This window comes from Bdellovibrio sp. HCB-110 (assembly GCF_047323225.1).
Taxonomy (GTDB): Bacteria; Bdellovibrionota; Bdellovibrionia; order Bdellovibrionales; family Bdellovibrionaceae; genus Bdellovibrio.
In genome coordinates, this window is record NZ_CP178750.1 from 491197 (window position 1) to 512345 (window position 21149).

Annotated in this window: 19 protein-coding genes; 7 read left to right on the forward strand and 12 right to left on the reverse strand. The window is 44.3% G+C overall.

Translation table 11 applies throughout. The features are described 5' to 3' along the window. The first annotated feature begins 152 nt into the window (after positions 1-152). A complete protein-coding gene (locus ACL934_RS02355) occupies positions 153-851 on the forward strand; it encodes a hypothetical protein (protein WP_374077311.1) in 699 nt (232 codons plus the stop codon). Between the two features lie 150 nt (positions 852-1001). Next, on the forward strand, positions 1002-2156 hold the full coding sequence (locus tag ACL934_RS02360; protein ID WP_374077313.1) for a hypothetical protein: 1155 nt from the start codon (positions 1002-1004) through the stop codon (positions 2154-2156). Between the two features lie 3 nt (positions 2157-2159). Here ACL934_RS02360 and ACL934_RS02365 read toward each other — a convergent pair whose 3' ends face one another. The 4 genes from ACL934_RS02365 to ACL934_RS02380 form a co-directional block, all read right to left on the reverse strand. Continuing rightward, the gene (locus ACL934_RS02365; RefSeq protein ID WP_374077315.1) at positions 2160-2930 is read right to left on the reverse strand and encodes a LysR family transcriptional regulator; all 771 of its coding nucleotides are present in this window, start codon (positions 2928-2930) and stop codon (positions 2160-2162) included. Between the two features lie 12 nt (positions 2931-2942). Then, positions 2943-4544, reverse strand: a complete 1602-nt coding sequence (locus ACL934_RS02370; protein ID WP_413612982.1) for an ABC1 kinase family protein — start codon at positions 4542-4544, stop codon at positions 2943-2945. Then, positions 4492-7080: a ribonuclease R gene (gene rnr, locus ACL934_RS02375; protein ID WP_413612983.1), complete on the reverse strand. Its 2589-nt coding sequence runs from the start codon at positions 7078-7080 to the stop codon at positions 4492-4494. Before rnr ends, ACL934_RS02370 begins: the two co-directional genes overlap by 53 nt. Before the next feature lie 157 nt (positions 7081-7237). Further along, positions 7238-8290 carry an outer membrane beta-barrel protein gene (locus ACL934_RS02380; RefSeq protein WP_413612984.1) on the reverse strand — a complete coding sequence of 351 codons (1053 nt, stop codon included), beginning with the start codon at positions 8288-8290 and terminating at the stop codon, positions 7238-7240. A 492-nt stretch (positions 8291-8782) separates the two neighbouring features. On the opposite strand from ACL934_RS02380, the gene ACL934_RS02385 reads away from it, so the two are divergent. Further along, positions 8783-9880 (forward strand): hypothetical protein, encoded by a 1098-nt coding sequence (locus tag ACL934_RS02385; RefSeq protein ID WP_413612985.1) that lies wholly within the window; start codon positions 8783-8785, stop codon positions 9878-9880. Between the two features lie 580 nt (positions 9881-10460). Further along, positions 10461-10781, forward strand: coding sequence for a helix-turn-helix domain-containing protein (locus ACL934_RS02390; protein ID WP_374077325.1), 321 nt, complete (start codon positions 10461-10463; stop codon positions 10779-10781). An 81-nt stretch (positions 10782-10862) separates the two neighbouring features. Here the strand turns inward: ACL934_RS02390 and ACL934_RS02395 are convergent, their stop codons facing one another. Further along, entirely contained in the window at positions 10863-11051 is a 189-nt protein-coding gene (locus tag ACL934_RS02395) for a hypothetical protein (RefSeq protein WP_413612986.1), read from the reverse strand. Positions 11052-11254: 203 nt separating this feature from the next. Here ACL934_RS02395 and ACL934_RS02400 point away from each other — a divergent pair, with 203 nt between their 5' ends. Next, positions 11255-12094 carry an EamA family transporter gene (locus ACL934_RS02400; protein ID WP_413612987.1) on the forward strand — a complete coding sequence of 280 codons (840 nt, stop codon included), beginning with the start codon at positions 11255-11257 and terminating at the stop codon, positions 12092-12094. A 1-nt stretch (position 12095) separates the two neighbouring features. Here the strand turns inward: ACL934_RS02400 and ACL934_RS02405 are convergent, their stop codons facing one another. The 6 genes from ACL934_RS02405 to ACL934_RS02430 all read right to left on the reverse strand — a co-directional run bounded on the left by ACL934_RS02405 (position 12096) and on the right by ACL934_RS02430 (position 18429). Beyond that, on the reverse strand, positions 12096-12845 hold the full coding sequence (locus ACL934_RS02405; protein WP_413612988.1) for a substrate-binding periplasmic protein: 750 nt from the start codon (positions 12843-12845) through the stop codon (positions 12096-12098). A gap of 140 nt (positions 12846-12985) precedes the next feature. Further along, positions 12986-14056, reverse strand: coding sequence for a hypothetical protein (locus tag ACL934_RS02410; RefSeq protein WP_374077331.1), 1071 nt, complete (start codon positions 14054-14056; stop codon positions 12986-12988). A gap of 17 nt (positions 14057-14073) precedes the next feature. Then, positions 14074-14937, reverse strand: coding sequence for an ABC transporter permease (locus ACL934_RS02415; RefSeq protein ID WP_413612989.1), 864 nt, complete (start codon positions 14935-14937; stop codon positions 14074-14076). 5 nt (positions 14938-14942) lie between these two features. Continuing rightward, complete coding sequence (locus tag ACL934_RS02420; RefSeq protein ID WP_374077335.1) at positions 14943-15971, reverse strand: ABC transporter permease; 1029 nt, start codon at positions 15969-15971, stop codon at positions 14943-14945. Next, positions 15968-17443, reverse strand: a complete 1476-nt coding sequence (locus tag ACL934_RS02425; RefSeq protein WP_413613489.1) for an ABC transporter ATP-binding protein — start codon at positions 17441-17443, stop codon at positions 15968-15970. Before ACL934_RS02425 ends, ACL934_RS02420 begins: the two co-directional genes overlap by 4 nt. Positions 17444-17448: 5 nt before the next feature. After that, the gene (locus tag ACL934_RS02430) at positions 17449-18429 is read right to left on the reverse strand and encodes a BMP family lipoprotein (protein ID WP_413612990.1); all 981 of its coding nucleotides are present in this window, start codon (positions 18427-18429) and stop codon (positions 17449-17451) included. A gap of 261 nt (positions 18430-18690) precedes the next feature. Between ACL934_RS02430 and ACL934_RS02435 the strand changes: the two genes are divergently transcribed. Both ACL934_RS02435 and ACL934_RS02440 read left to right on the forward strand, forming a co-directional pair. Beyond that, a complete protein-coding gene (locus ACL934_RS02435; protein ID WP_374077341.1) occupies positions 18691-19407 on the forward strand; it encodes a Crp/Fnr family transcriptional regulator in 717 nt (238 codons plus the stop codon). A gap of 237 nt (positions 19408-19644) precedes the next feature. Next, positions 19645-20229 carry a CAP domain-containing protein gene (locus tag ACL934_RS02440; protein WP_374077343.1) on the forward strand — a complete coding sequence of 195 codons (585 nt, stop codon included), beginning with the start codon at positions 19645-19647 and terminating at the stop codon, positions 20227-20229. Between the two features lie 55 nt (positions 20230-20284). Here the strand turns inward: ACL934_RS02440 and ACL934_RS02445 are convergent, their stop codons facing one another. Then, the gene (locus tag ACL934_RS02445) at positions 20285-21136 is read right to left on the reverse strand and encodes a TIGR02147 family protein (protein ID WP_413612991.1); all 852 of its coding nucleotides are present in this window, start codon (positions 21134-21136) and stop codon (positions 20285-20287) included. Positions 21137-21149 lie beyond the last annotated feature (13 nt).

Genomic DNA, 21149 nt, shown 5'->3' on the forward strand with positions numbered 1-21149 from the left:
CTTTTTTCACCTGTTTAGCTTTCTTCGTTTTCTCCTCTTTTCTTCTGTTTCGAAACACCCTTTAAAGCAACTAATGCAATTCTGCGTGGTCCTTATTTCGCTATATCAAAGGTGTCTTCATATAAAACAAAACTAAGAAGGAGAACTGTCCCATGTTGAAACAATTCTTTGCCACTGTTCTTGTTGCCTCTGTTGCTCTTCCTGCTTTCGCTCAAAGAGATTCCGTGGAAGTTTCTCGCACGCGTCCTCGCATGGAGCGCTCTACGTTCAATGAATATGTGATGAAAGGATTTTCAGCGGGTCTTGAATATTCAAGTTTAGAGGGTGAAGGTCACCTCAAAGTAAAAAGCACTTTCATGGGATCAGAGTCTTGGAATCTGTCGACGGAAAAAGCAACACCTTCACTTGGTGTATCGGCGAGTTATGCCAGTGTTCCTCGCGGTGGATTTGGTTTTATCGCGGGTTTGGCTTTGGTGAAAAAACTTGAAGACAATAAAAATGAAACGAAGAAGTCTTTTTCCAACAACGATGAAATGACCCAGATCCGCCCTGAGCTGAATGCGGCTTATGCATTTACAAACGGCATTTACGGGGCGGTTGGTGGACACATGTCTGTACTGACTGGAAAGCACATCGATGACAACTACAATCCGCTTGGAATCGGACTGCAAATTCAGTTGGGTTATGTCCCAGTTAAAAATGTAGGTATGGATATTGGTTACTACGTCAGTAATCATAAGTTTTCTGACAAGATGAAAGACTCACTCAAAGCGGGAGGATCAGAAGTGGATGACGAAGCTTCTTACATCAACATGAAGCAACTTCGCGCCCGTGTAAGTTACAACTTTTAATATCGAACACTTTTAAAAGGTATAAAGGCTGCTCGTTGAGCGGCCTTTTTTATTGATCGTTTTCATCCCATTTTCATTTAGGCTTCTTGCTGCTCAGAGTAATGCGATTCTTGTTGAAATACTGCTGTGGGCCAGGCACCTAGAGGGCCTATGAAATTAATCGCAGTTTTCTTGTGCATGCTGTCCTTCCAGGCCCACGCCGCTTGGGATTTGAATGATGTTTCCTATTTGATGCCTCTTCCGGCGACGGTCGGGGATGATCAGCTTTTAGGACTTGAAGCTCCTGGCCATGGAGGCGCTCTTCTTCCTCTGGCATTTGTTGAAAAAATCCCGGTTCTTGCTTTTGGAATGAATCGCGAAGAAACCAACGCCGCTCTTCGTGTGATCGCTGTACGCATTGATCCTTGCTTCCCATTGCCAACGCCTCAATCTTGCCAAAAACAAATCCGTTTGGTGTGGCAACCTCTTGAGATAGGTCGTCGCAACCAAGTACAAACAGTGGATGCGGCACTTCACAGCTTTTACGTTTTAACAGACATTGAGTTTAAATCTCTTTTGCAGGATATCGGGTCTTGGAAAAAGAAATACAAAGTCAAAACGGACTTTGTGCCTTTGCAAGTTCATCCAGCGTGGGCTGCTGAAGGGGATCGCAGTCCAGCGTTGGCAGACTTTCATAACGTCATAAAAAAATATGCGGGAGTCGGAAACCTTACGCGTGTGACGGCCATGGTTTTGCGCGGTGCTGGTGATATGTGGGCCTTTGCGGGTTTTGAAGTGCGTAACGGGGATCTAGAAATGGCTCCCGTTCCTCGTTTGGACGGAAGACGTTCCCAAGCATTTATTAACGTCGCGGTTCCCGCAGATCAATTTGCAGGCGGCGGAATTTCACCAGCTCCAAAAGGGAATGACACCTTTAACAATATCGCAGCAGAGTCTGTGCGTTTGGGTGAAGGCACTGAGGAATTGATTCGCCAAGAAGTGAAAGCGGCTTTCCGTGTTGAGAACCCTAAGAATTTTAATCCTGAGAATATGGACTGTGTGAGTTGTCATGTGGCTCAGCCGGCGATTCAATGGGTTTTGAATAAACGTCCTGAACTCAAAGCCGATCAAATCTGGAGTTCAGAAATTTATAAGAACGCGAAATACGATCTTAAGAATATGAGCCCTGAGTTAGCGAATACGCAGATGATTCGTGGTTTAGGTTATTTCGGCAGAAATATGGCGATCAGCCAACGTGTTATCAACGAGTCTGCCGAGGTGGCAGACTTGTTAAATCAAGCAGCGGCGAAAAAGACTCGCCGCTAATAATTACTCTTCAACAGCGGAAGTGATATTCTCCCACAAAACAGGGCTTAAAAGTTCGGAACCAATCATCATCACAGGTTCAGCATCTTTAGCACGGCCCTTCTTTGCTTCCGTCGGCAAGTGTCCTGTTCCGCCATGCTTATCAAACCAGGCGCGGCGCATAGCCAATGAGTTTGAGACAAAGAGGTGAGGATAAGCTTCGAGTTCCTTTTTGTTAGAGCGACCGTATTCAAAAGAACTTAAAACCGCAAATTTCTTAGAAGACTCAATCTTATCCAATCTTTGGAAGCCCAACTCGCTTAAATACTTAAACTTCTGACGACCCGGCGTTTTCGAAGTGAAGATCAAATCCAAGTTTCCAGAAAGGAAATTGGCTTCAAGTTCGTTCAGGTCAAAAATATCCAAAGTGATCTTCTTGACACCGACCTCTTCAAAACAAAGACGAGAAGTATTGAGAGCAAAGTCAGCCAGGCCTTCCAAAGTTCCAATGTGAAGTTCGCCGACCATTTGGTTGTTACTGATACCTTGAAGTTCCGTTTCTAAGCGTCGAATGGATTTTTCAAAGATCTCTGACAATTGAAAGGCTACAGCGGTCCAACCGGATTTTCTTTTCGCCGAACGATCAAGCAAGACGATTTTAAGTTCGTCTTCAATCTTCGCAATAATGCGCGATAACTGCGGCTGGCTCAATCCCACGTGAAGAGCGGCAGCAGACAGATTTTTAAAATTCACAGATTTCGCAAGGACGCTCAATTCATAATACAGTTGTTGCATGCAGTCTCCACATTAAGGTTTACGAATGTAGTTCAAGAAAGCAATCATACCGAGCACCACGGCTATTAAGTATCCAATAAAGCTCATGGTGGGCATTCCGGCAATATGGCTTTCTGTGTTGTGTACAAAGATGAAGGAAGCACTCAAGATCAAAGCAGCAATGATCACACCTAAGAATAAAAGATTGGAAGAACTCTCAACGGATCTCTTCAATTCTTTAATCTCTCCGACTTTTAAACGGAAAGCGTGATCAGGACTGTTGATTTTGCGTAAGAAAAAGTTCAACTGACGGGGAAGAGAATTTAAAAAGGCTTTTGATTCCCGCGCCATCTGAGTCATGTCGTTCATAACTCGTTGCGGACCGTATTGGGTTTTTGCCAGCTCTCCGGCGAATTCCAAAGAATAGAGAAGGAAGTCGAAGTCTTTATTGATCTTACGACCCATGCCTTCAATAGAAACGATGGATTTAAAGAAGAGCATCAAATCCGTCGGAACTTGCAAGTGATGGCGAGCCGCAATTCCCGATGATTTCATCAAAATCTTCCCAAGATTGACGTTTCTTAGTGTCAAACCGAAATAAGGCGCGATCAGCTCTCGCAGATCCTTTGCGAAAATATCAATGTTCACGCGGTCTGTGAAAGGAGCGAGGTCCACATACTCATACGCCAAGCGTTCATAGTCTTCTTTAGAAAGAGCTAAGAGCATATTGGCGATGGCACCTTGAGTGCGTGTGTTTAGACGTCCCACCACACCAAAATCAATCAAACCGATTTGATTCTGAGGTAAAACAAAGAAGTTTCCGGCGTGCAGATCGCCGTGAAAAAGACCATCTTCAAAAACCATTTTAAGATAAGCGCGAAGCCCGCGACGAATCACTTCGTTGGGATCAATGTTTTCCTGAAGAAGAGCGCCTTCTTGGCTTAATGGAATGCCGGGGAGGGCTTCCATAACCAGAACTCGCTCGGTCGTGTAGTCCAAATAAACTTTGGGAATTTTAATATCTTCATGTCCCTTAAAGTTTTCTTGGAATCGGCGAATGTTATTGGCTTCGACGACAAAGTTCGTTTCAAACTCAAGAGTTCTAAAATACTCATCAACAATGCCTACAGGATTGTAGGGACGAGCTTCGGGGATGTAAGTCACAATCAATTCGGCCAAAAGATAAAGAACGTTCAAATCATCGTTGATCTTTTGAATAATGCCAGGACGTTGCACTTTGATGACAACGTGTTCACCTGTTGCCAAACGAGCTCTGTGCACTTGCGCGATACTTGCTGAGCCCAAGGGCTCAGGATCAATGCTTTCAAACTTCTGATAAAGAGCATTGCCGAATTCTTCTTTGAGAACGCCTTCAATCACTTCAAACGAAAGGGATTGAACGCGGTCATGAAGTTTTTCAAATTCGTTGACGTATTCTTCGGGAACGAGATCGGGACGAGTGGCAAGAAGCTGACCTAGTTTAACAAATGTGGGGCCGAGTTCTTCAAAGCTGATGCGCATACGCTCGGCCATCGAAAGTGATTCGATGTCCGAGTTGGTATTGAGTCTTTCAATAATGAACTTACCGAGCTTTACCTTTTCCGCGACTTGGTGAAAGCCGTGCTTTGCGAACACCCCGACTATCGTTCTCAGTCTTGCCGCGTTTTTTAGAGTCTTTCCGATCTGGCGTCCGGTGTTTAAGGCTGTCACTATTCTTCTCCGAATAGTCGTCATTATCCCGGAGTTTAGACTGTTCGGCAAACATCAATTTTTTACTGAGCTTGGGCTTGTCTTTAGCAGGGGTCTCTTCGCCGTCTTTGCGGTATTTCTCTGGACCAAGGATCATATCAAGAAGACTCTTATCGGGTCCTCTCTTTTCATCGTCCTCGCGAGAGCCGGGCTTAAAGTTAAACTGTCTTTCAATTTTTTGGATTTTTTCTCTCTGTCCCTGTTCGTCCTTACGAGAATCTCCAAAGAACTTGGATCTTGGTCCTTTGTCCTTTTTGAAAGGACGTTCCTCACCGCGAGCTTTATCTTTCTTGATAAACTCTTGGCGAGAATCCTTGCGGCCACCTTTGGCAAAAGCGCCACGCTCTTCACGGCGTTCCCCGCGCTCGGGTCTTCTTTCTCTGTCTCGACCTTGATCTTTGCTAGGACGGAAAGAGCGTTCTTTTTGCTGACCATGAAGCTTTTTAAGGAAAGAGTCTGCAGATACTTCCGCAGGAGTTCTTTCGTCTTCGGATTCTTCTTTTTCCACGCCCGCCAAGACAAAGTTGATTTGCCCTAGCTCGGGGTCCGCCGCTGCGACTTGAATGCGAATCATGTCGCCGATGCCATAAGCAAAGCCGGATTTTTTTGCGACCAAACGAAGATTTTCTTCGTCGTATTCGAAACGGTCTCCACCCAGATCATCCAAGCGCACCAGACCATCGACATCGTATTCTCTTAAAAGAACAAAGACGCCGAATTTCGCAACAGAGCTGATCATACCGTCGAACTCTTGGCCGACGAACTTCTCCATGAAGCGGGCTTTTTTGATCGATTGAACCTGACGTTCTGCTTTTGTCGAGCGTTGCTCGGCGGCCGATAAAATAGTTCCAGCAGAAGAAAGATCATCTTCACTCATCAAGCGATAGCCTGAGTTTGGCATCACTTGGTTTTTTAGCAAACGATGCACGATCAAGTCAGGATAACGACGGATGGGAGAAGTGAAGTGAGTATAGAACTCAAATCCCAAACCGAAGTGGCCCACATTATTCATGCTGTATTTGGCTTGGCTCATTGAACGTAAAGTCAGGATGTGCAGAATTTGTGCTTCGGGACGGTTTTCAAATTCTTCCAACGCCTTTGTCAGACGCTTTTGTAGTTTTCCTTGTCCCAGTTTTGTTTTACCGCCGAAGTTAGCCAGATATTTTTCTAAAACACGAATCGCCATTTCATTAGGTGGTTCGTGAATACGATAAAGAGCGGGGATATTGCGGCTGGAAAGAAATTTTGCAACGCCGACGTTTGCAGCCAGCATCATCTCTTCAATCAGTCGATGGGAGAACAAACGCTCCGATCTTTGGATGTCGATAGGAACACCAGCGCCATCAATCACAAGTTCCGTCTCTGGAATTTCCAGGTCCAAAGAGCCTTCTTTAAAACGTTTTGCCATCAGAATTTTTGCAAGATCTGCCAGGCGCAGAATGTTTTCTTTGACGTGGCTCAGTTTCTCAACGTCGCTGCCGTCAATAACTTCTTGCGCTTCACCGTAAGTCACTCGAGCTTTACTTTCCATCACAGCTTCATAGAAGTCTGAGCGTTTCATCTCTCCTGTGAAATCAAAAAGCATTTCAGCAACTAGGCACAGGCGGGGAACGTGAGGATTTAAAGAACAAAGTCCGTTACTCAAAACTTCAGGAAGCATGGGTACGACGTAGTTCGGGAAGTAAACCGATGTTCCTCTTTCGTAAGCGTCTTTATCAATGGAGCTTCCGATGCGCACATAGTGGCTGACATCGGCGATGGCGACATAAAGAAGGAATCCTTCGTCAGTCACTTCAACATAAACAGCATCGTCAAAGTCTTTTGCAGTCGCGCCGTCAATCGTGATTAGATTTTTATCACGCAGATCACGGCGGCCTTTAAAGTCTTTTTCATCAGGAACTTCGCTAAAGTTTTTGGCTTCCTCTAAGGTGCTTTTTGAAAATTCAAGAGGAATATTGTTAGAGCGAATGACCCTTTTAATATCCGTGAGAGGATCTAAAGCGTCTCCGATAATCTCAGTGACTTTTCCCGTGAAGGACTTTCCTTGTTCCGGATAAGTCACGATTTCAGCGGCAACAAGCTCTTTGTCTTTCGCATTCAAAGAGTCTTCGATTTTAATTTTAAGGTCTTGGCCCCATCCCTTTCCTTCGTCACGGATAGCGCCCACTCGTTCATTCATTTTATAGAAACGGCCCACCACAGTTTTTGTGCCTCTGGCGAGGACACGGATGATTTCACCACGGAAGCGTTCAGTTCCTTTTTCTGGAAAGGCTTCAATCACGACTTTATCATTCGTCATGATTCCTTCCATAGAATTACGAGGGATATAAACATCAGGATGTCCGATGTCGTCAGGAATAAAAAAACCAAATCCGTCGGGGTGTCTTTTGATGGTGCCGTTGAGGAGTTTTTTCTTTTGCATCTTCAGGCTGTATTTCCTTTTATTAGAGATTAGCACAACTTAGGTGGCTGAAAAGCACATTATTTTGAGGCGCGATTTGGCGCAGGACCTAAAATATATAAAAAAAGGGCCAACCACATGGTCAGCCCTCATATATATAGAATCAGTCAGGAAAATATTAGAAGTGAGCCAAAGCGCCCAAAGTAATCATGTGCGCGTCTGCAGTTGGTGCTCCATCTTTATCCAAGAAAGCGTCTTCATCAGCATGGTCCATACGGAATTCTACATAAGCATTCAAATTGTCATTTAAAGCAATCTTGTCAGTCACAGAGATAACATTGACATTCTCTGCAGCTCCGTAACCAATTTCATTGGCGCCACGAACCATTTCATAACGAAGACCTAAGTTGTTCATGCCAAGGCTATAAGTAAGAACTGCACTCACTGAATCCACCCATTGTGTATGAGTATTTTCAAATTTGAACGTACGGGAATCATAAGTGACAGCCAATAAAAGATTGTCCATGAACTTATAAGAAGCCCAAACGCTGGAAGCAGAATTTTCTTTTTTACCTGTTGCAGGTGCTACCGCCGCATCCGTTCCAAGCAAGTAACCCGCAAACCAAGTGAAGTTATCCAAAACACCTGTTGCAGAAAGCTCTGTCGTTTTTGTTGGAGCATAATCTTCACCAACAGCTCCATAAGTAAATTGGTTGTATGTTGAAAGAGTCACAGTCAACCAACTGCCAGGAATGTATTTCGCGCGCAGCCCTTCGCCGTAACCAGGAACAATTGCTTGGTAAGCAACGGTATTATTATAGAAAGCGTTTTCGTATCTCATGAGAGATTCGTATCCCATGGTTGTCAGGAAACGACCGAAACCAATTTGGAACGTGGGATTTACTTTATAGAAAAGCTCCATTTGATCGAGCACGCCGAAATAAGCTTTCGCCGTGGCAGTTCCATCTGGTGAGTATTGAGTTGGCGTGTGAACCAAACGACCTAAGAAAGAGATTTGTTCCGTTTCTTTCTTTAAAAGAACTTGGGCTTTATTCAAACGATAGGCCTCGTTTGTAGCGCCCTCTGTATTTTGAATGGCCGTGTCTTTTGATGATAGAAAGTTATAGTCAAAAGCCACTTCTCCGTTTGCAGTGATTCCACCGATGTCTGCCGCCTTCGCAGATGCTGTCCCCATGACCAACACAACTGCGAGAATTTTTGAAATACTCACGTGAACTCCTTTTAAATAAGTATTGAGAGGTTAAGCCTACGACCTAGGTCTAGTCACTGTAACGTAAAAAAAGCATAAACCTAGACCATGATCTAGTGCGGCGGCTCTATTTTGAAATTTCGCGTCAATGTCCAAAATGAAACTAAAAAGTGGACCAAATACTTGCAGACAAATCACATCACTAGGTTCGTTTACAAAATTTAAAATTTATGAATCGATCGACGGGAAAACCGCTCCTAGTTTGGATTTCGTGGAAATAAAAAAGATCGAAAAAATGGATCAAAGAAACATAAAAAATGGAGGAGTGACCTGTGTACTTGAAACCACATTGAGAAACTGAATGGCGGTGTTTTGAGCAGCGGTGAAGAGGCCCTAAAATTTTTGTTGTTGATCTTAGGCTAGCTCCTCATTAGCATTTTTTATGTAATCGCTTACAACTTTTAATGGATTATAAGTAATCATAAGATTGCAACGAAACGAAAGGATGCAACAATGAAAAAACTTTTAGTAGTAGCAGCTTTGACTATGGCGGCAGCTCCTGCGATGGCTTCTAAAGCTCGCATGACGGCTTTGGGCAATTCAGCTCACTTGATCGACACTACAACGATCTTCGTTAACTCTGCAGACGTTCACTATCTTGGTGACTTCGCAACTATCGAATTCGGTGAAGCTAACAACGCAGCGGGTGTTCCTCACGCAGAAGGTGGATTCGTAAGATCTTCTTCTATGGGTAAATGGGGTGCTCACCTTGGTCGTCAAAGCGCGACTGTTAACGAATTCGTTGACACTGTAAATGCAACTCTTCCAGGCGCTTCTGAACTTTTGAAAGAACAAAATGCTCTTGATTTGATCTACGGAACTGAGCTTGGTGGCCAAAAATGGGGCTTCGGACTTCACTACTCTAACGCTAAAGATGAAGGTGCAAACGTAGCTGCTCACGGTAACAGAAAAGTAAGCACTTTGGGTGGTTCTGTTGGTGTTAGAAATGATATTTGGAATGCATACCTACGCTTCGGTTTGACAGGCAAAACTGAGTCTGATCTTGCTGCTGTTGGCGCTCCAGAACTTGAGCAAAAAGGTCTTTTCGATCTTGGTTTCGGTTACTGGATCGACACTCTTTACGTAGATGCTAAGTTCTTGACTACTAAAGGAACTTTGACTGCGGGTGCTCCTGTTAATGTTGACTCTGATATCGAAAAAACTGACTACTCTGTAGGTGTTACTGACAACGTAAAAGTTGACGGTGGAAACTTCTTCTACGGTGTTCGTTTTGCTAACACAGAAATCAAAACTGATGCTGGTAAAGACACTGCAATGGGTCTTCCAGTTCTTGCTGGTATCGAAGTTGATGCTACTTCTTGGATGGTTCTTCGCGGTTCTATCAAACAAACAGTTTTGTTGGGTGAAACTAAAGACGATTCTACAACTCCAGAACAAAAAACTAACTTGTTGAACGACACTACAGTTGCAGCAGGTGCTGGTTTGAAATTCGGTAAATTGTCTCTTGATGGAACTCTTGAAGGTTCTACAACTGGTAAAGTTAACGCAAACACTTTGCTAGCTAACGCATCTCTTACTTACATGTTCTAATTTGAACTCGTAAATGAGATAAGCGAAAAGCCCAGGTAACCCCTGGGCTTTTTTTGTTTCGGGCACCTGCCCTCTACCCCTTCGGGGCTGACGCGAAAAAATCCCTTCCTTGGATTTTTTCATTTCTATATCTTTTTAATTCGATCGAAGGGAAAGCTAAGACGCTCTTTTGATAACTAATTCAATAAGAGCTTTTCTAATGAGTTTTTGATTCGGTCAGCCTCGGTCCGAATGTCAGCCCTTTAAGTTCTTTAAAATCAATATGTTAAATTAGAAATCTCCTTCGGATTTTGCATAATTCTTTGCTGCACTTGATGTATTTAATATTATACTGTATATAATTATATACAGTGTCTGGATGGAGTATGCGACACTGGAAGGTGAAAATAACTGAAAGGTCCTGGCTATGTTGAAGCCTCTACCGAGTGGCATGATCATCCTCTTGCGGGACGCTGGCGAGGGTATAGGTCTTCAGCTTTTTCCAAATCAGGTAGAGTTATATATCGGATTTTAGATAAGAATGTCGTTGTAGAAGTTTACCGAGTCACGGCTGATCATAATTATAAGAGGTGAGTGCATTATGAAAGATATGAGAACAGTTTTGCATAATATTCTTGGCGAAGATCTAACTTCTGGAGAGGTATTAAGAGCTCTGCGAATAAAATCTGGTTTTTCGCAGGAAGAGTTGCAAGATGTCACAGGTATAGCGAGGACTAATATTAGTGCGTTGGAAAATGGTCGTCTGGAAATGACAGTTCATTATGCTTTGCTTTTGGGAGCAGCTTTGAAGACTCATCCTTCTGACATTTTGTTTCCGAATGGAAAATTTGAAAAAACGGATGAACTTAAAAAAATAGAAAAAAAGGCAGAAGCTCTTAGTAAAAAACATGCAGCGGGTTGATTGAAACGGCTCAACAAAAGAAAAACCCAGGCCTTGGGGGAAGAACCTGGGTTTATTGGGGGCTATTTAAGTTTCTACAGACTAGCGTGTGCCAGTGTTGTGTGTAGAAGTCGTCGTTACCGTTTTAGCAACTTGTGCTTTTACAGAAGACGGAGCAGCTGTGTGAGCGAAAAGGCTACCAGAACCTTTGTGATCACATTTAGTTGCACCAAAAGAAGTCGTCGCTGCTACTGTGATGATTGCTGCTGTGATGATTTTTGCGAATGTCATTTTGAACTCCTTGGTAACAAGCTGTATATCTATCCCTAGTGCGAGGAATATGCCACGTGGAGTGATTCACCTTGAGAATCATCCGACGACTCTTCAAGCACTTAGAAGCGGCGATTCTCAGAGTGAGATCGCGGTGACAGTGAGTGCCCGACAACGCGCGCACCTGTCAGCATTCTAACAGTTTCGAAGAAGGAGTTTTTTCCGTGCGAGTCCTCTTGTCCTCCATCGGTCTTATCTTGATTGCGATGTTTTCGATTCAATTTGGAGCATCGGTGGCAAAACAATTATTCCCAGTGGCGGGGGCGGCGGGAACAACCGCATTGCGTGTGACAATTGCGGCGATCCTCCTATCGATTGCTGCAAAAATTTGGAAACATAATATTTCCTGGAAAAGTCTTCCAGCCATTGCGGGTTATGGTCTTTCTTTGGGTTTCATGAATTTACTATTCTATTTTTCCCTAGAAAGAATCCCTCTGGGAATTGCCGTTGCATTGGAATTCACGGGTCCTTTGGTTGTGGCCTTGCTCGCCTCAAAAAAATCCTGGGATATTTTGTGGGTCACTCTTGCGGGGTTGGGAATATATTTAATTCTTCCTGCTTCTTCATCACCGGCGAGCTTGGATGTTGTCGGTATCCTTCTCGCGTTAGGAGCCGGAGTTTTTTGGGGACTCTACATTGTCTTTGGAAGGTCTGCTGCAAAATATGGAAGCAGTCTCGAAGTAACGGCCTGGGGAATGTGGTTTGCCGCGATGATCGCATTGCCTGCGGGAATTTATTTTAACTTCACACAAATTCAAGATGTCTCGCTTCTTCCAATGGGTTTTGCTATAGCGATTCTTTCAAGTGCTTTGCCGTATTCATTGGAAATGAAAGCGATGTCCAACATGCCGGCGAAAACTTTCGGTGTCTTGATGAGCATGGAGCCAGTGGTGGCCACGCTGATGGGTTTTCTAGTCTTGAAGGAATCACTCAATGTGACTCAATGGATGGCTATTGCCTGCATCATGATTGCTTCTGCAGGAAGTACGGCCACAGCAAAATAGGCTATTCTTCGACTTGCGAAAGAATCTTTAGATACTTTTGGTGATGATTTTTAAGAGCCACATTCACAGTTTGAATGACCTTGGCGTCGGTCTTCTTGCCAAACACAACATAGAGGTCCAATGCTCCTGAGGGGATTTCCAATATAGAAAACTCGGATGAGAGTTTGGATTTCTTCAGTTGATAGGCTCCGTGAGACCATGTTGGCACAAAGAATCCGTCAATCCGGCCTGAGCGAAGCAGACTTAAAGTTCGAGAAAAATAATCTTCACCAGAGACAAACTGAAATTGCACTCCAGAATTTTTGAAGTAAGTAGGAACGATGGAGCCCAAGTCATGACCCAACTGCAGACCATTCAAGGAGTGTATAGATTCAATCTTTTGCAGTTTTCCATTCTTTTTAACGACAATTCCCGAGCGAGTTTTATAAAGAGGCGTGTTTGAAAAAATAAATTTCCGCTCTCGATCAGAATTTTTCGCAACAAGAACAGCCATGTCCAAGCGGCCATTTTCCAGATCGACCATGATGCGAGAGAACTGTGCGGGATTCCAACGCACACTTAAACTTGGATCTTTAAATACATATTTTTGAAAGAACTCAGGTACGGCGCCGTGGGGAGTATTGTCTTTCGCGATAATCATGTGGGGAGGAAGATCATAAATGCCCACCGACACATTTTCTACGGCGGCGAATGTATCGACACAGAAACCAAGAATGAGAGCCGCACAGGCTAATGATTTGAATTTCATCATCTTGACTCTCGTCTTTTCTAAATTGTTAAACTATTTTGACATCTTTTCGAGTCGAGGAGTGGAGATGAACAACTCTTAATCGTTATAAATAAAATGTCGATTTAAGAGTTGTTCACTGATTCAGAGAAAGAAAGCGAACTCTACTTTTTTTCTTCTTTTTCTACGGTATCGAAGTAATCAGGAGCCACGAAGTCCACTGTGAATGGATATTTATATGACTTGTAAGCGCCCAATTTGGGTTTGCCCGCTTTGACATAAGCTTCGTCCCAAAGGTTCGCTAGCAAAACCGCTCCACGAGCCATTTCTGTGACAATCAAAGGCTTCATCTTTTTGAATGCAACAGAAGCTGGTTCACGCTCTGCTGCTGTTTTGATTTCCATCCCTTTTTCTTTATTCAAAGTGGATTTTTTCTTCACCGGGTCCAGCTTAAGAATTTTAGGAATTTCTTTGTTAGAGATAACGCTCAAGACTTTCATTTTCTCGATTGTCGTCGCCGGTTTTAAGAATTCAGGTTTTTTCATGCCGCGAGCTTCTTTAAGAACCAGAGCATCCAAGTCTCCGTCGAACTGACCGACAACCGCATCTTCAAAGTAAGAGTGGATTCCGCCGTGACCTGTACCGTAACCATCGTAGTCTGCTGTTGTGTGGAAAGGTTGGCTGTTGTCACCCACGAAGTGACCCATCAAGCCCATGGACGTCACCATCTGGTAAGCCAATTTGTTGTAAGGAAGATCGTTGTTTTGTTCTTCCTTGAAATTCGCTGGAGGAGTCGCCAGAGAGAATTCTTTTTCAAGTCCCGCAATGATGCGCATGAATTGATCCGCACGCCACCACGAAGAACCAAATTCTTGAGGAATAGATTTGATCGTTGTTCCGTCGTTTTTATATTTGTTAGCTGTTCCTGTGAAGTCAGCGATCAATTTTTTATAATCAACAGGGATGTCTTTCACATCCAGGCCGATCACTTCAATGTCGATAAAGTGTGTTGGATTTCCAAGTTTATTGGCTTCGCCACCCAAACTTTTCCAATAGAAGTCCGGCATGTTGCAAAGATGACCCATCATTTGCGGTTTGTTTTGCAAATACTCTTTTAAACCTTGTTCTTTAACCAAGAAGCTCGCAGTACGGCAGATAGTGTCGTGACCGCGTCCGCCCCAAGCAAAAGCTTGAGTCGAAGTTAAAAGAAGAAGACCCGCTAGAAGTTGTTTCATAGAAACCTCGCTTTAATTTATCGGCCCAACGCTTTAGGAGCTCTGCTTTTTCCAATAAAGCCCGCTAATGCAATGATGGTGACGATGTAAGGTAAAATCTGAATAAACTGAACAGGGATTTCGACGTCGCCCATTTTTATTCCTTGCAAACGAATCTGCAAAGCATCTGCGAACGCAAAAAGGAGGCACGCTCCAAGAGCAGGAAGCGGTTTCCATTTACCGAAGATCAATGCCGCCAAAGCCATGAAGCCACGACCACCGGTCATCAAGGGCGAATAAGAAGAAGCTAGAAATAAAGAAAGACTCGCGCCACCCCAGGCTGCAAAAGCGCCGCTCACCGAAACGGCGGCCCAGCGCACTTTGCGAACGCTGACACCACTTGCAACCAAAGCTTCAGGATGTTCTCCGGCAAACAAAAGCCAAAGACCTGAACGTGTTTTATAAAGCCAGAAACTTAAAAGGCCGACTAAAAGAAATGCCATCACAAGAGGTTCAAAGCTAAAACGATCCTCCACGAGCAATGCTGGTGTTGAGCCCGTCGAGCTATAAAGAATCTTCGTCAAAAATGGAATAAGACCCATCACTAAAAGATTGAAGGCCATACCCGTAACAATTTGATCAGCTTTAAATTCTATTGTGAAAAGAGCGTACAAAGCGCCAATCACGAGGCCAGCACCAAGAGCGGCCACCCAACCCAACCATGCCGATTCAAACGAGTAACCAACCACAGCACCCGCAAACGCGCCTGTCAGCATAAAGCCTTCAAGGGCGACGTTCACAACTCCCGAGCGTTCGCTCATGAAGCCGCCCATGGAAGCAAAGATCAAAGGAGTTGCTAAACGCAAAGTCGCCAGCAGCAAAGAAATGATGAGAGCCATCATGTCCATCAGTCTTTTCTCCTCTTGTGTTTGATCCACTCCCAATAACCTTGAGCCGTTACACCCAGAATGATCAAAGCTTGGATGATACGCGAAAAGTCACGAGTGATGGTGGTGGTTTCAAGATCCAAATCCGAAGCACCTTTATGAAGAGCGCCCATCAAGAAAGCCGCAGCAATAATTCCCAAAGGATTGTTATTAGCTAACAGAGCGACGGCGATTCCGATGAAACCATAATCCGGAGAAAAACCGATACGATATTGTCCTGCACTTCCCAAAACTTCAGAAAGAGCCACGCATCCGGCAAGGGCTCCCGCTAAAGCCATTGCGAGCATTTGGACTTTCTTTTCAGAAATTCCACCGCGATGAGCCGCTTCGGGGTTTGAGCCCACCGCGCGCAAACCAAAGCCCCATGTGGTTTTCCAGAGGAATATCCACATCAAAAACGCAAACACAATGGCAAAACCTAAAGAGGCATTGGCCGGAGTGTCTGGAAACAAACGTGCAATCAGGTCATATTCTTTAAACATATAGTTTGAAGAAACCACCGCTGTTTCAGGATTTTGGGAATTTGGATTGGGAATAATTTTAAGAGTGAACCAACTCGTGAGACCTGCCGCAATGAAATTGAGCATGATCGTGATGATCACTTCATGGCTTCCGCGATAAGCGCGCAACCAACCTGCGATCCAACCCCAGAATCCACCCGCAATCAAAGCCGCTAAGAAAGCCACAATCGGAGCCAGAGGAAATGGAATATTTGGGCAGAGAACGCCGACAGCCGCCGCTGTTAAAACTGCCACCGTGAGCTGTCCCTCTGCGCCGATATTAAAGAGTCCCGCATGAAAACCGATCGCGACAGAAAGACCACAGAAGATCAAAGGTGTGGTGTAGGAAAGTGTCAGACCCAAATCGTACATGGAACCAAAGGCACTCTTCATCAGAATCATGAAGATGTTCCAGGGATTTTCTCCGGCAAAAAGAGTCAAAAGTAAAGCGACGGTCAGGCCGATCAGAAAGCCAAGGATGCGTTTCACTTGCAGCCTCCCATCGCTGTGCCCAGAGCAATCTCGTTAAATTCCGCGCGAGTGAATTCAGCCACGAGCTTTCCTTTATACAAAACCACGATGCGATCCGAAAGAGTCATCAACTCATCCAGCTCTGAAGAAATTAAAAGAATTCCCGCACCTTCATCGCGTGCCTTACGAAGTTCGCCATGAATAAATTCAATCGCCCCAATATCCACGCCGCGTGTCGGTTGCGCCGCAATCACCACTTGAGGTTTTTGCGAGAGGGCTCTAGCCACGACCAGCTTTTGCTGATTTCCGCCCGAAAGTTTATCAAAAGATAAAAGAGGATTGTGAGGACGGATGTCATAGGTGTCCATGGTCTCTTTGGTGCGCGTGATGATCTCACGAACTTTCAGAAAGATTCCACGCGCAAACAAAGAGCGTTTGTGCTGACCCAAAATAAAGTTCTCATAGACAGGACGTGAAGGAAGCATTCCAAAGCGCAAACGATCTTCCGGGAAAGAACATACCAGGCCTTCGCTTAAGATCGAGCCTGAAAGAGATCCCTTTTTAAGAGCATGTTTATCTAGCAAAGAACGAATCAAGATGTCTTGTCCATTGCCTTCAACACCGGCAACACCCACGATTTCGCGAGAGTGAACCGTGATATTGATGTTTTCGATGCTGTGATTCCCTAAAGTCGCATTGACGTTGTCGAATCTCAAAACAGCGCGAGTTTTATCAATCGTCGTGCTGCGCTCTTGCGGAATCTGTAAACCGCGACCGACCATCATTTCCGCAAGCTCAGAGCCATTGGTGTCGGCAGTTTTTTTATTCCCAACCACGCGGCCCGTGCGGAAAACCGTGACGGCATCTGTGAGGCTCATCACTTCTTTCAATTTGTGAGTGATGATAAGAATGGTTTTGCCTTCTTCTTTCAAGCGACGCAGATTTTTAAAAAGATCTTGCACCTCTTGCGGAGTCAGAACCGCCGTGGGTTCGTCTAAAATCAGAATTTCAGAATCTTGAGAAAGAATTTTGAGAATTTCCAGGCGCTGTTGTTCGCCTACAGAAAGATCTTCGACCTTGGCTTCAAGATTTAAAGTGAAGCCATAGCGTTCGGCGATCTCATTGAGTTTCTTTTTTTGTTCTTTGCGGGGAAGCAAAGAAAACGCCGAACCCTTTTGTTGAAGAAGAATGTTGTCGAGAGCCGTGTAAGGTTCCGCAAGCATGAAGTGCTGGTGAACCATTCCGATCTTTGCAGCCATGGCATCAATCGGGGAACTAAAAGAGACAGGATTTCCGTGAACCAGAATTTCACCACCATCAGGGCGATAGAGCCCAAAGAGGATTTTCATGGCGGTGGATTTGCCGGCACCGTTTTCGCCCACGATGCCGTGAATGCTACCTTTGGCGACAGAGAAAGAGATATCGGAATTCGCGCGGACTTCGCCGAAATACTTGGAAACCCCTTTAAACTCTATCGCTGAAACGCTCATCACTACTATTTCTTTTTGTAGTAATCAGGAACTTGGATTTGGCCTGCGACGATTTTCTTTTTGATGTCCTCAAGCTTTTTTCTCATATCAGGAGTCACAAGCTTTTCGTTGTGTTGATCAAGCGTGTAGTTCACACCGTTGTTTTTCAAACCGAAGCGGCTCACGCCGCCTGTGAATTTGCCTTCTTGAGTTTCTTTGATGGTATCGTAAACCGCAACGTCCACCGCCTTCAACATGCTCGTAAGAATCACACCTGGCTTGATCCAGTTTTGGTTTGAATCACAACCAATAGCAAATTTCTTTTTGTCTTCAGCAGCATCGAAGATACCCGTGTTCGAAGCACCGGCTGCGCCAAATACAACGTCAGCACCTTTTGCGTATTGAGCCAGAGCAAGTTCTTTGGCTTTCGCAGGATTGTTCCAGGCCTCACCAGTTACGCCGATGTAGTTTTCAGTCACAGTGATTTTAGGATTTACGTATTTTGCACCAGCAACATAACCCATCGCAAAACGGCGGATCAAAGGAATGTCCATGCCTCCGACAAAACCCACAGAGTTTGTTTTAGATGTCATCGCTGCAAGAGCACCGACGAGGAATGATCCTTCATGCTCTTCGAAAAGAAGGGAACGAACGTTCTTTGCATCGATTTCGCCATCTACGATCGCAAACTTTACGTTCGGAAATTGAGCCGCCACTTTTTTTACGGCTTCTTTTTGTGCGAAACCGATACCGATAACAAGATCAAAATTTTTGCGAGCAAATGAGCGGTGCAAATTTTCGATGGCATTTGTATCAGTCGCTTCAACGTACTTCAGATCAATTTTTAGATCTTTTTCTGCTTTTGTTGCTCCCATGTAAGCAGCAGAGTTGAAAGATTTATCGTCTTTGCCGCCTTTATCGAGAACTAGACCAACTTTTATTGGGTTTGCATAGGAAACAATGTTGAATAACACAAGGAACAGAGAGGTGAGGATCGCTTTAACCATCTTTTTGGGCCCCTAAAAAATGATGAAACTCAGATGCCTTTTGGCACTAAGTAAACAATTGATATCACAAAAAAAACTCTGATTTCTGGCGGTGAAAGTAGGGGAGCTGCCTCTATGAGTCAAGTCAAAAGCATGTCAGGGCCTTAATACGTCGCCGTTACAAGAGTGTTATGTCGAAATTTCAATTAGGCGCCTGTTTAATACCAGTTTAGGATTGGCCTAAACATTAACCCAACGAAGAAAGCTCGGAGGTAATAGAGTATGGAATCTCAGACAATACTCAATGGCGGAGTAAACTCCCTTGGTTTTATGGGCAATCAAAACCTAAACATTCCGAATACTTCAAACGTTCCTTATGAAGTTATTCATCTCAAAGAAGAGGAGATGATCTTCAAAGAAGGGGAGCCGGCGAAGGGTCTGTATTACGTGCAATCTGGATGTGTTAAGGTTGTTGTAAACCGCTCTCATGCCCGCGGACGCACAACCACGAATGAGTATGTAACCAAGTTGGTCTCTCCCGGAGAGTATTTTGGTTATAAGTCTTTAGTAAAAGGCATGCCTGCGCAGTGCCATGCTAAAGCGGTGAAATCGACAGTGCTTTGGCTTTATCCACGTGAATTGATTCAAGTGGCAATTGCTCAAGCAAGTCCTCTTGTAAAACTGCTGTTGAATCAGGCAGTGAATGATCTAGAGTCCTTTGAGACAATCAGTCAGCTGCACTACTTGGCGTCTGTTCAAGAGCGCATTGCTTACCAACTCGTTTTGTTGGCTGACAGATTCGGCGTGCAAACTCCGAATGGAATCTCATTGAACTTGAAATTGACACGCAATGAGTTCGCTCAGCTTGCAAGTACGATCAATGAATCTTTGTCACGCCATCTGACAGAATTCAAAAACGAAGGTCTTATTGATCTCAACGGTAAAGAGATCATCATCAAAAATAAAGATGGTTTGATGAGAAGATCTGGAAATTTCTAAAATAAGAAAATATTGTCTATGATGCAGACATTTTGAAGCCCGATTCGTTAAGACGAAGCGGGCTTTTTTTTTAACTCAAATCCGAAAATCCTAGTATTTTTTCGTGAAACACTTGATCACAGTAGAAGCCTTAACGGTTTTTCAGAACTTGTTGTCATCTAAAATGTTTTTAAGCTGGCCGCTGATTTGCTCTTTGATCTTTCTGAATAATTTAAACGTGAAAAGAGATTCAGCAGAGTGAAAAAGTTTTTAGCAGCCTTTCTGATTCATCAATTGAGACTTATTACAGCCACGGGTTTTTTGATTTTTATTTCTTGGTGCTTTTCCGGATGTGGTCCCAGCCAACAATTCGGAGGTTACACGGAAAACTCTTCTCAGCAAGTGTCGCAGTTGCCGGTGGAGACAACACCTGATGAACCCGGCGGTCCTGAGTGTGGGAGCATGGACCCAGAATCCTGCGAAGTTTTCAAACTCACTAATGAAGAGCGAAGAAAACAAGGACTCCCGGATTTGGTGATCTGCGAAACCTGCGTTAAAGCTGCTGAAGAGCAGAGCGCGTGGATGGTGGCCAGCGGAACTTTTTCTCATGATCGTCCCGGTGAAACATTTGCGCAAAGAATGAGTCGGTGGAAATTAAATACGGCCGGAGAAAATATTGCCTGGGGAACGGGTTCCTATGCTGAACCCACATCTATCATGGAGAGCTGGATGAAAAGCCCCGGGCATCGTGCGAATATTTTAAAGACGAATTATCTTTCTTTAGGTGTTGGTTACTTTCAAGGACACTTTACGCAAGTTTTCTACGGCGGCACTGACAAATAAAGATTCAAAGTGGGCGGTGACGATCCAAAAAGGGACGTCGCCGCTCGTCCATTTTCTAGGTGCTCTCGGATGTGTTGTCGATACTGGCTAATGTATAAAAAAGATTTTGCAAATAAATGACATACACTTTGCCGTCGGTTTTGGTCGTGTTGCTTAGATCCTGGATGCGCTTCAGAAAAGCCGCGTACTCCTCTTGAAGTTCTAGGAGATTACTTTCATCAAACGAAAATGTGAGTGACTGGATTCGTGCGGGTCTAAAAGGCTCCGGTTCATTGAGTACTTGTATCGCATTTTCCATCCAAGGAATGTACTTTTGAGGCCCGGCAGGATGTTGACTTCGGATGTAGGACTGGAGGGGCGTATACTTTTTTACGCCATTAATATTCTCAAGTCTTAAGAACTCATTTTTGACCAGCCAAGCGATGGCATTCTTCACCTCACCTAACGAAATAGATTTGTTGCGAAGAGCGGCGTGGGCCTTTTGCGGATCTCCGTTGGGGATACTTGACATGAGAGCGAAAAGAGCGCTTCTGGCTTCGTCCGAGACAAGTTTCTTCTCGCTTTTAGAAAAAGAGGGAAGTTTTTTAGTCGCTCCCGCAGTCGTCACGCGATGGTCGCGCTGAAGAGTGCGAAGCATTTTGGTTAAATATTTTTGCGATTGATTTTGTTTGGAATAAAGAATCAACATGGTGAGGCCATCGTCATCGTCTAATTTGAGACAGTCACACAGTTGATCCAGTTTGTCGGCAGAAAGATGTTTTTTATGAGCGAAAACGGCCGTCAGATAACTTTTAGAAACACCTATTTTGCTGGCAAAATAGGACTGCGTGTATTTGGGGTTGTCTTCTTTTTTCTGAAGAACTTTGTCCTTTAAAAGGTCGCGATAGTCTTGAGAATGTTTTGCCATGAGTGCCCCTATC

Bases quoted from the DNA above. Each gene is read 5' to 3' on its own strand.
- ACL934_RS02360 (WP_374077313.1), top strand. From the start codon at position 1,002: ATGAAATTAATCGCAGTTTTCTTGTGCATGCTGTCCTTCCAGGCCCAC.
- ACL934_RS02435 (WP_374077341.1), top strand. From the start codon at position 18,691: ATGGAATCTCAGACAATACTCAATGGCGGAGTAAACTCCCTTGGTTTT.
- ACL934_RS02410 (WP_374077331.1), bottom strand. From the start codon at position 14,056: ATGAAACAACTTCTAGCGGGTCTTCTTCTTTTAACTTCGACTCAAGCT.
- ACL934_RS02355 (WP_374077311.1), top strand. From the start codon at position 153: ATGTTGAAACAATTCTTTGCCACTGTTCTTGTTGCCTCTGTTGCTCTT.
- ACL934_RS02430 (WP_413612990.1), bottom strand. From the start codon at position 18,429: ATGGTTAAAGCGATCCTCACCTCTCTGTTCCTTGTGTTATTCAACATT.
- ACL934_RS02390 (WP_374077325.1), top strand. From the start codon at position 10,461: ATGAAAGATATGAGAACAGTTTTGCATAATATTCTTGGCGAAGATCTA.
- ACL934_RS02445 (WP_413612991.1), bottom strand. From the start codon at position 21,136: ATGGCAAAACATTCTCAAGACTATCGCGACCTTTTAAAGGACAAAGTT.
- ACL934_RS02385 (WP_413612985.1), top strand. From the start codon at position 8,783: ATGAAAAAACTTTTAGTAGTAGCAGCTTTGACTATGGCGGCAGCTCCT.
- ACL934_RS02425 (WP_413613489.1), bottom strand. From the start codon at position 17,443: ATGAGCGTTTCAGCGATAGAGTTTAAAGGGGTTTCCAAGTATTTCGGC.
- ACL934_RS02365 (WP_374077315.1), bottom strand. From the start codon at position 2,930: ATGCAACAACTGTATTATGAATTGAGCGTCCTTGCGAAATCTGTGAAT.
- rnr (WP_413612983.1), bottom strand. From the start codon at position 7,080: ATGCAAAAGAAAAAACTCCTCAACGGCACCATCAAAAGACACCCCGAC.
- ACL934_RS02415 (WP_413612989.1), bottom strand. From the start codon at position 14,937: ATGATGGCTCTCATCATTTCTTTGCTGCTGGCGACTTTGCGTTTAGCA.
- ACL934_RS02395 (WP_413612986.1), bottom strand. From the start codon at position 11,051: ATGACATTCGCAAAAATCATCACAGCAGCAATCATCACAGTAGCAGCG.
- ACL934_RS02405 (WP_413612988.1), bottom strand. From the start codon at position 12,845: ATGATGAAATTCAAATCATTAGCCTGTGCGGCTCTCATTCTTGGTTTC.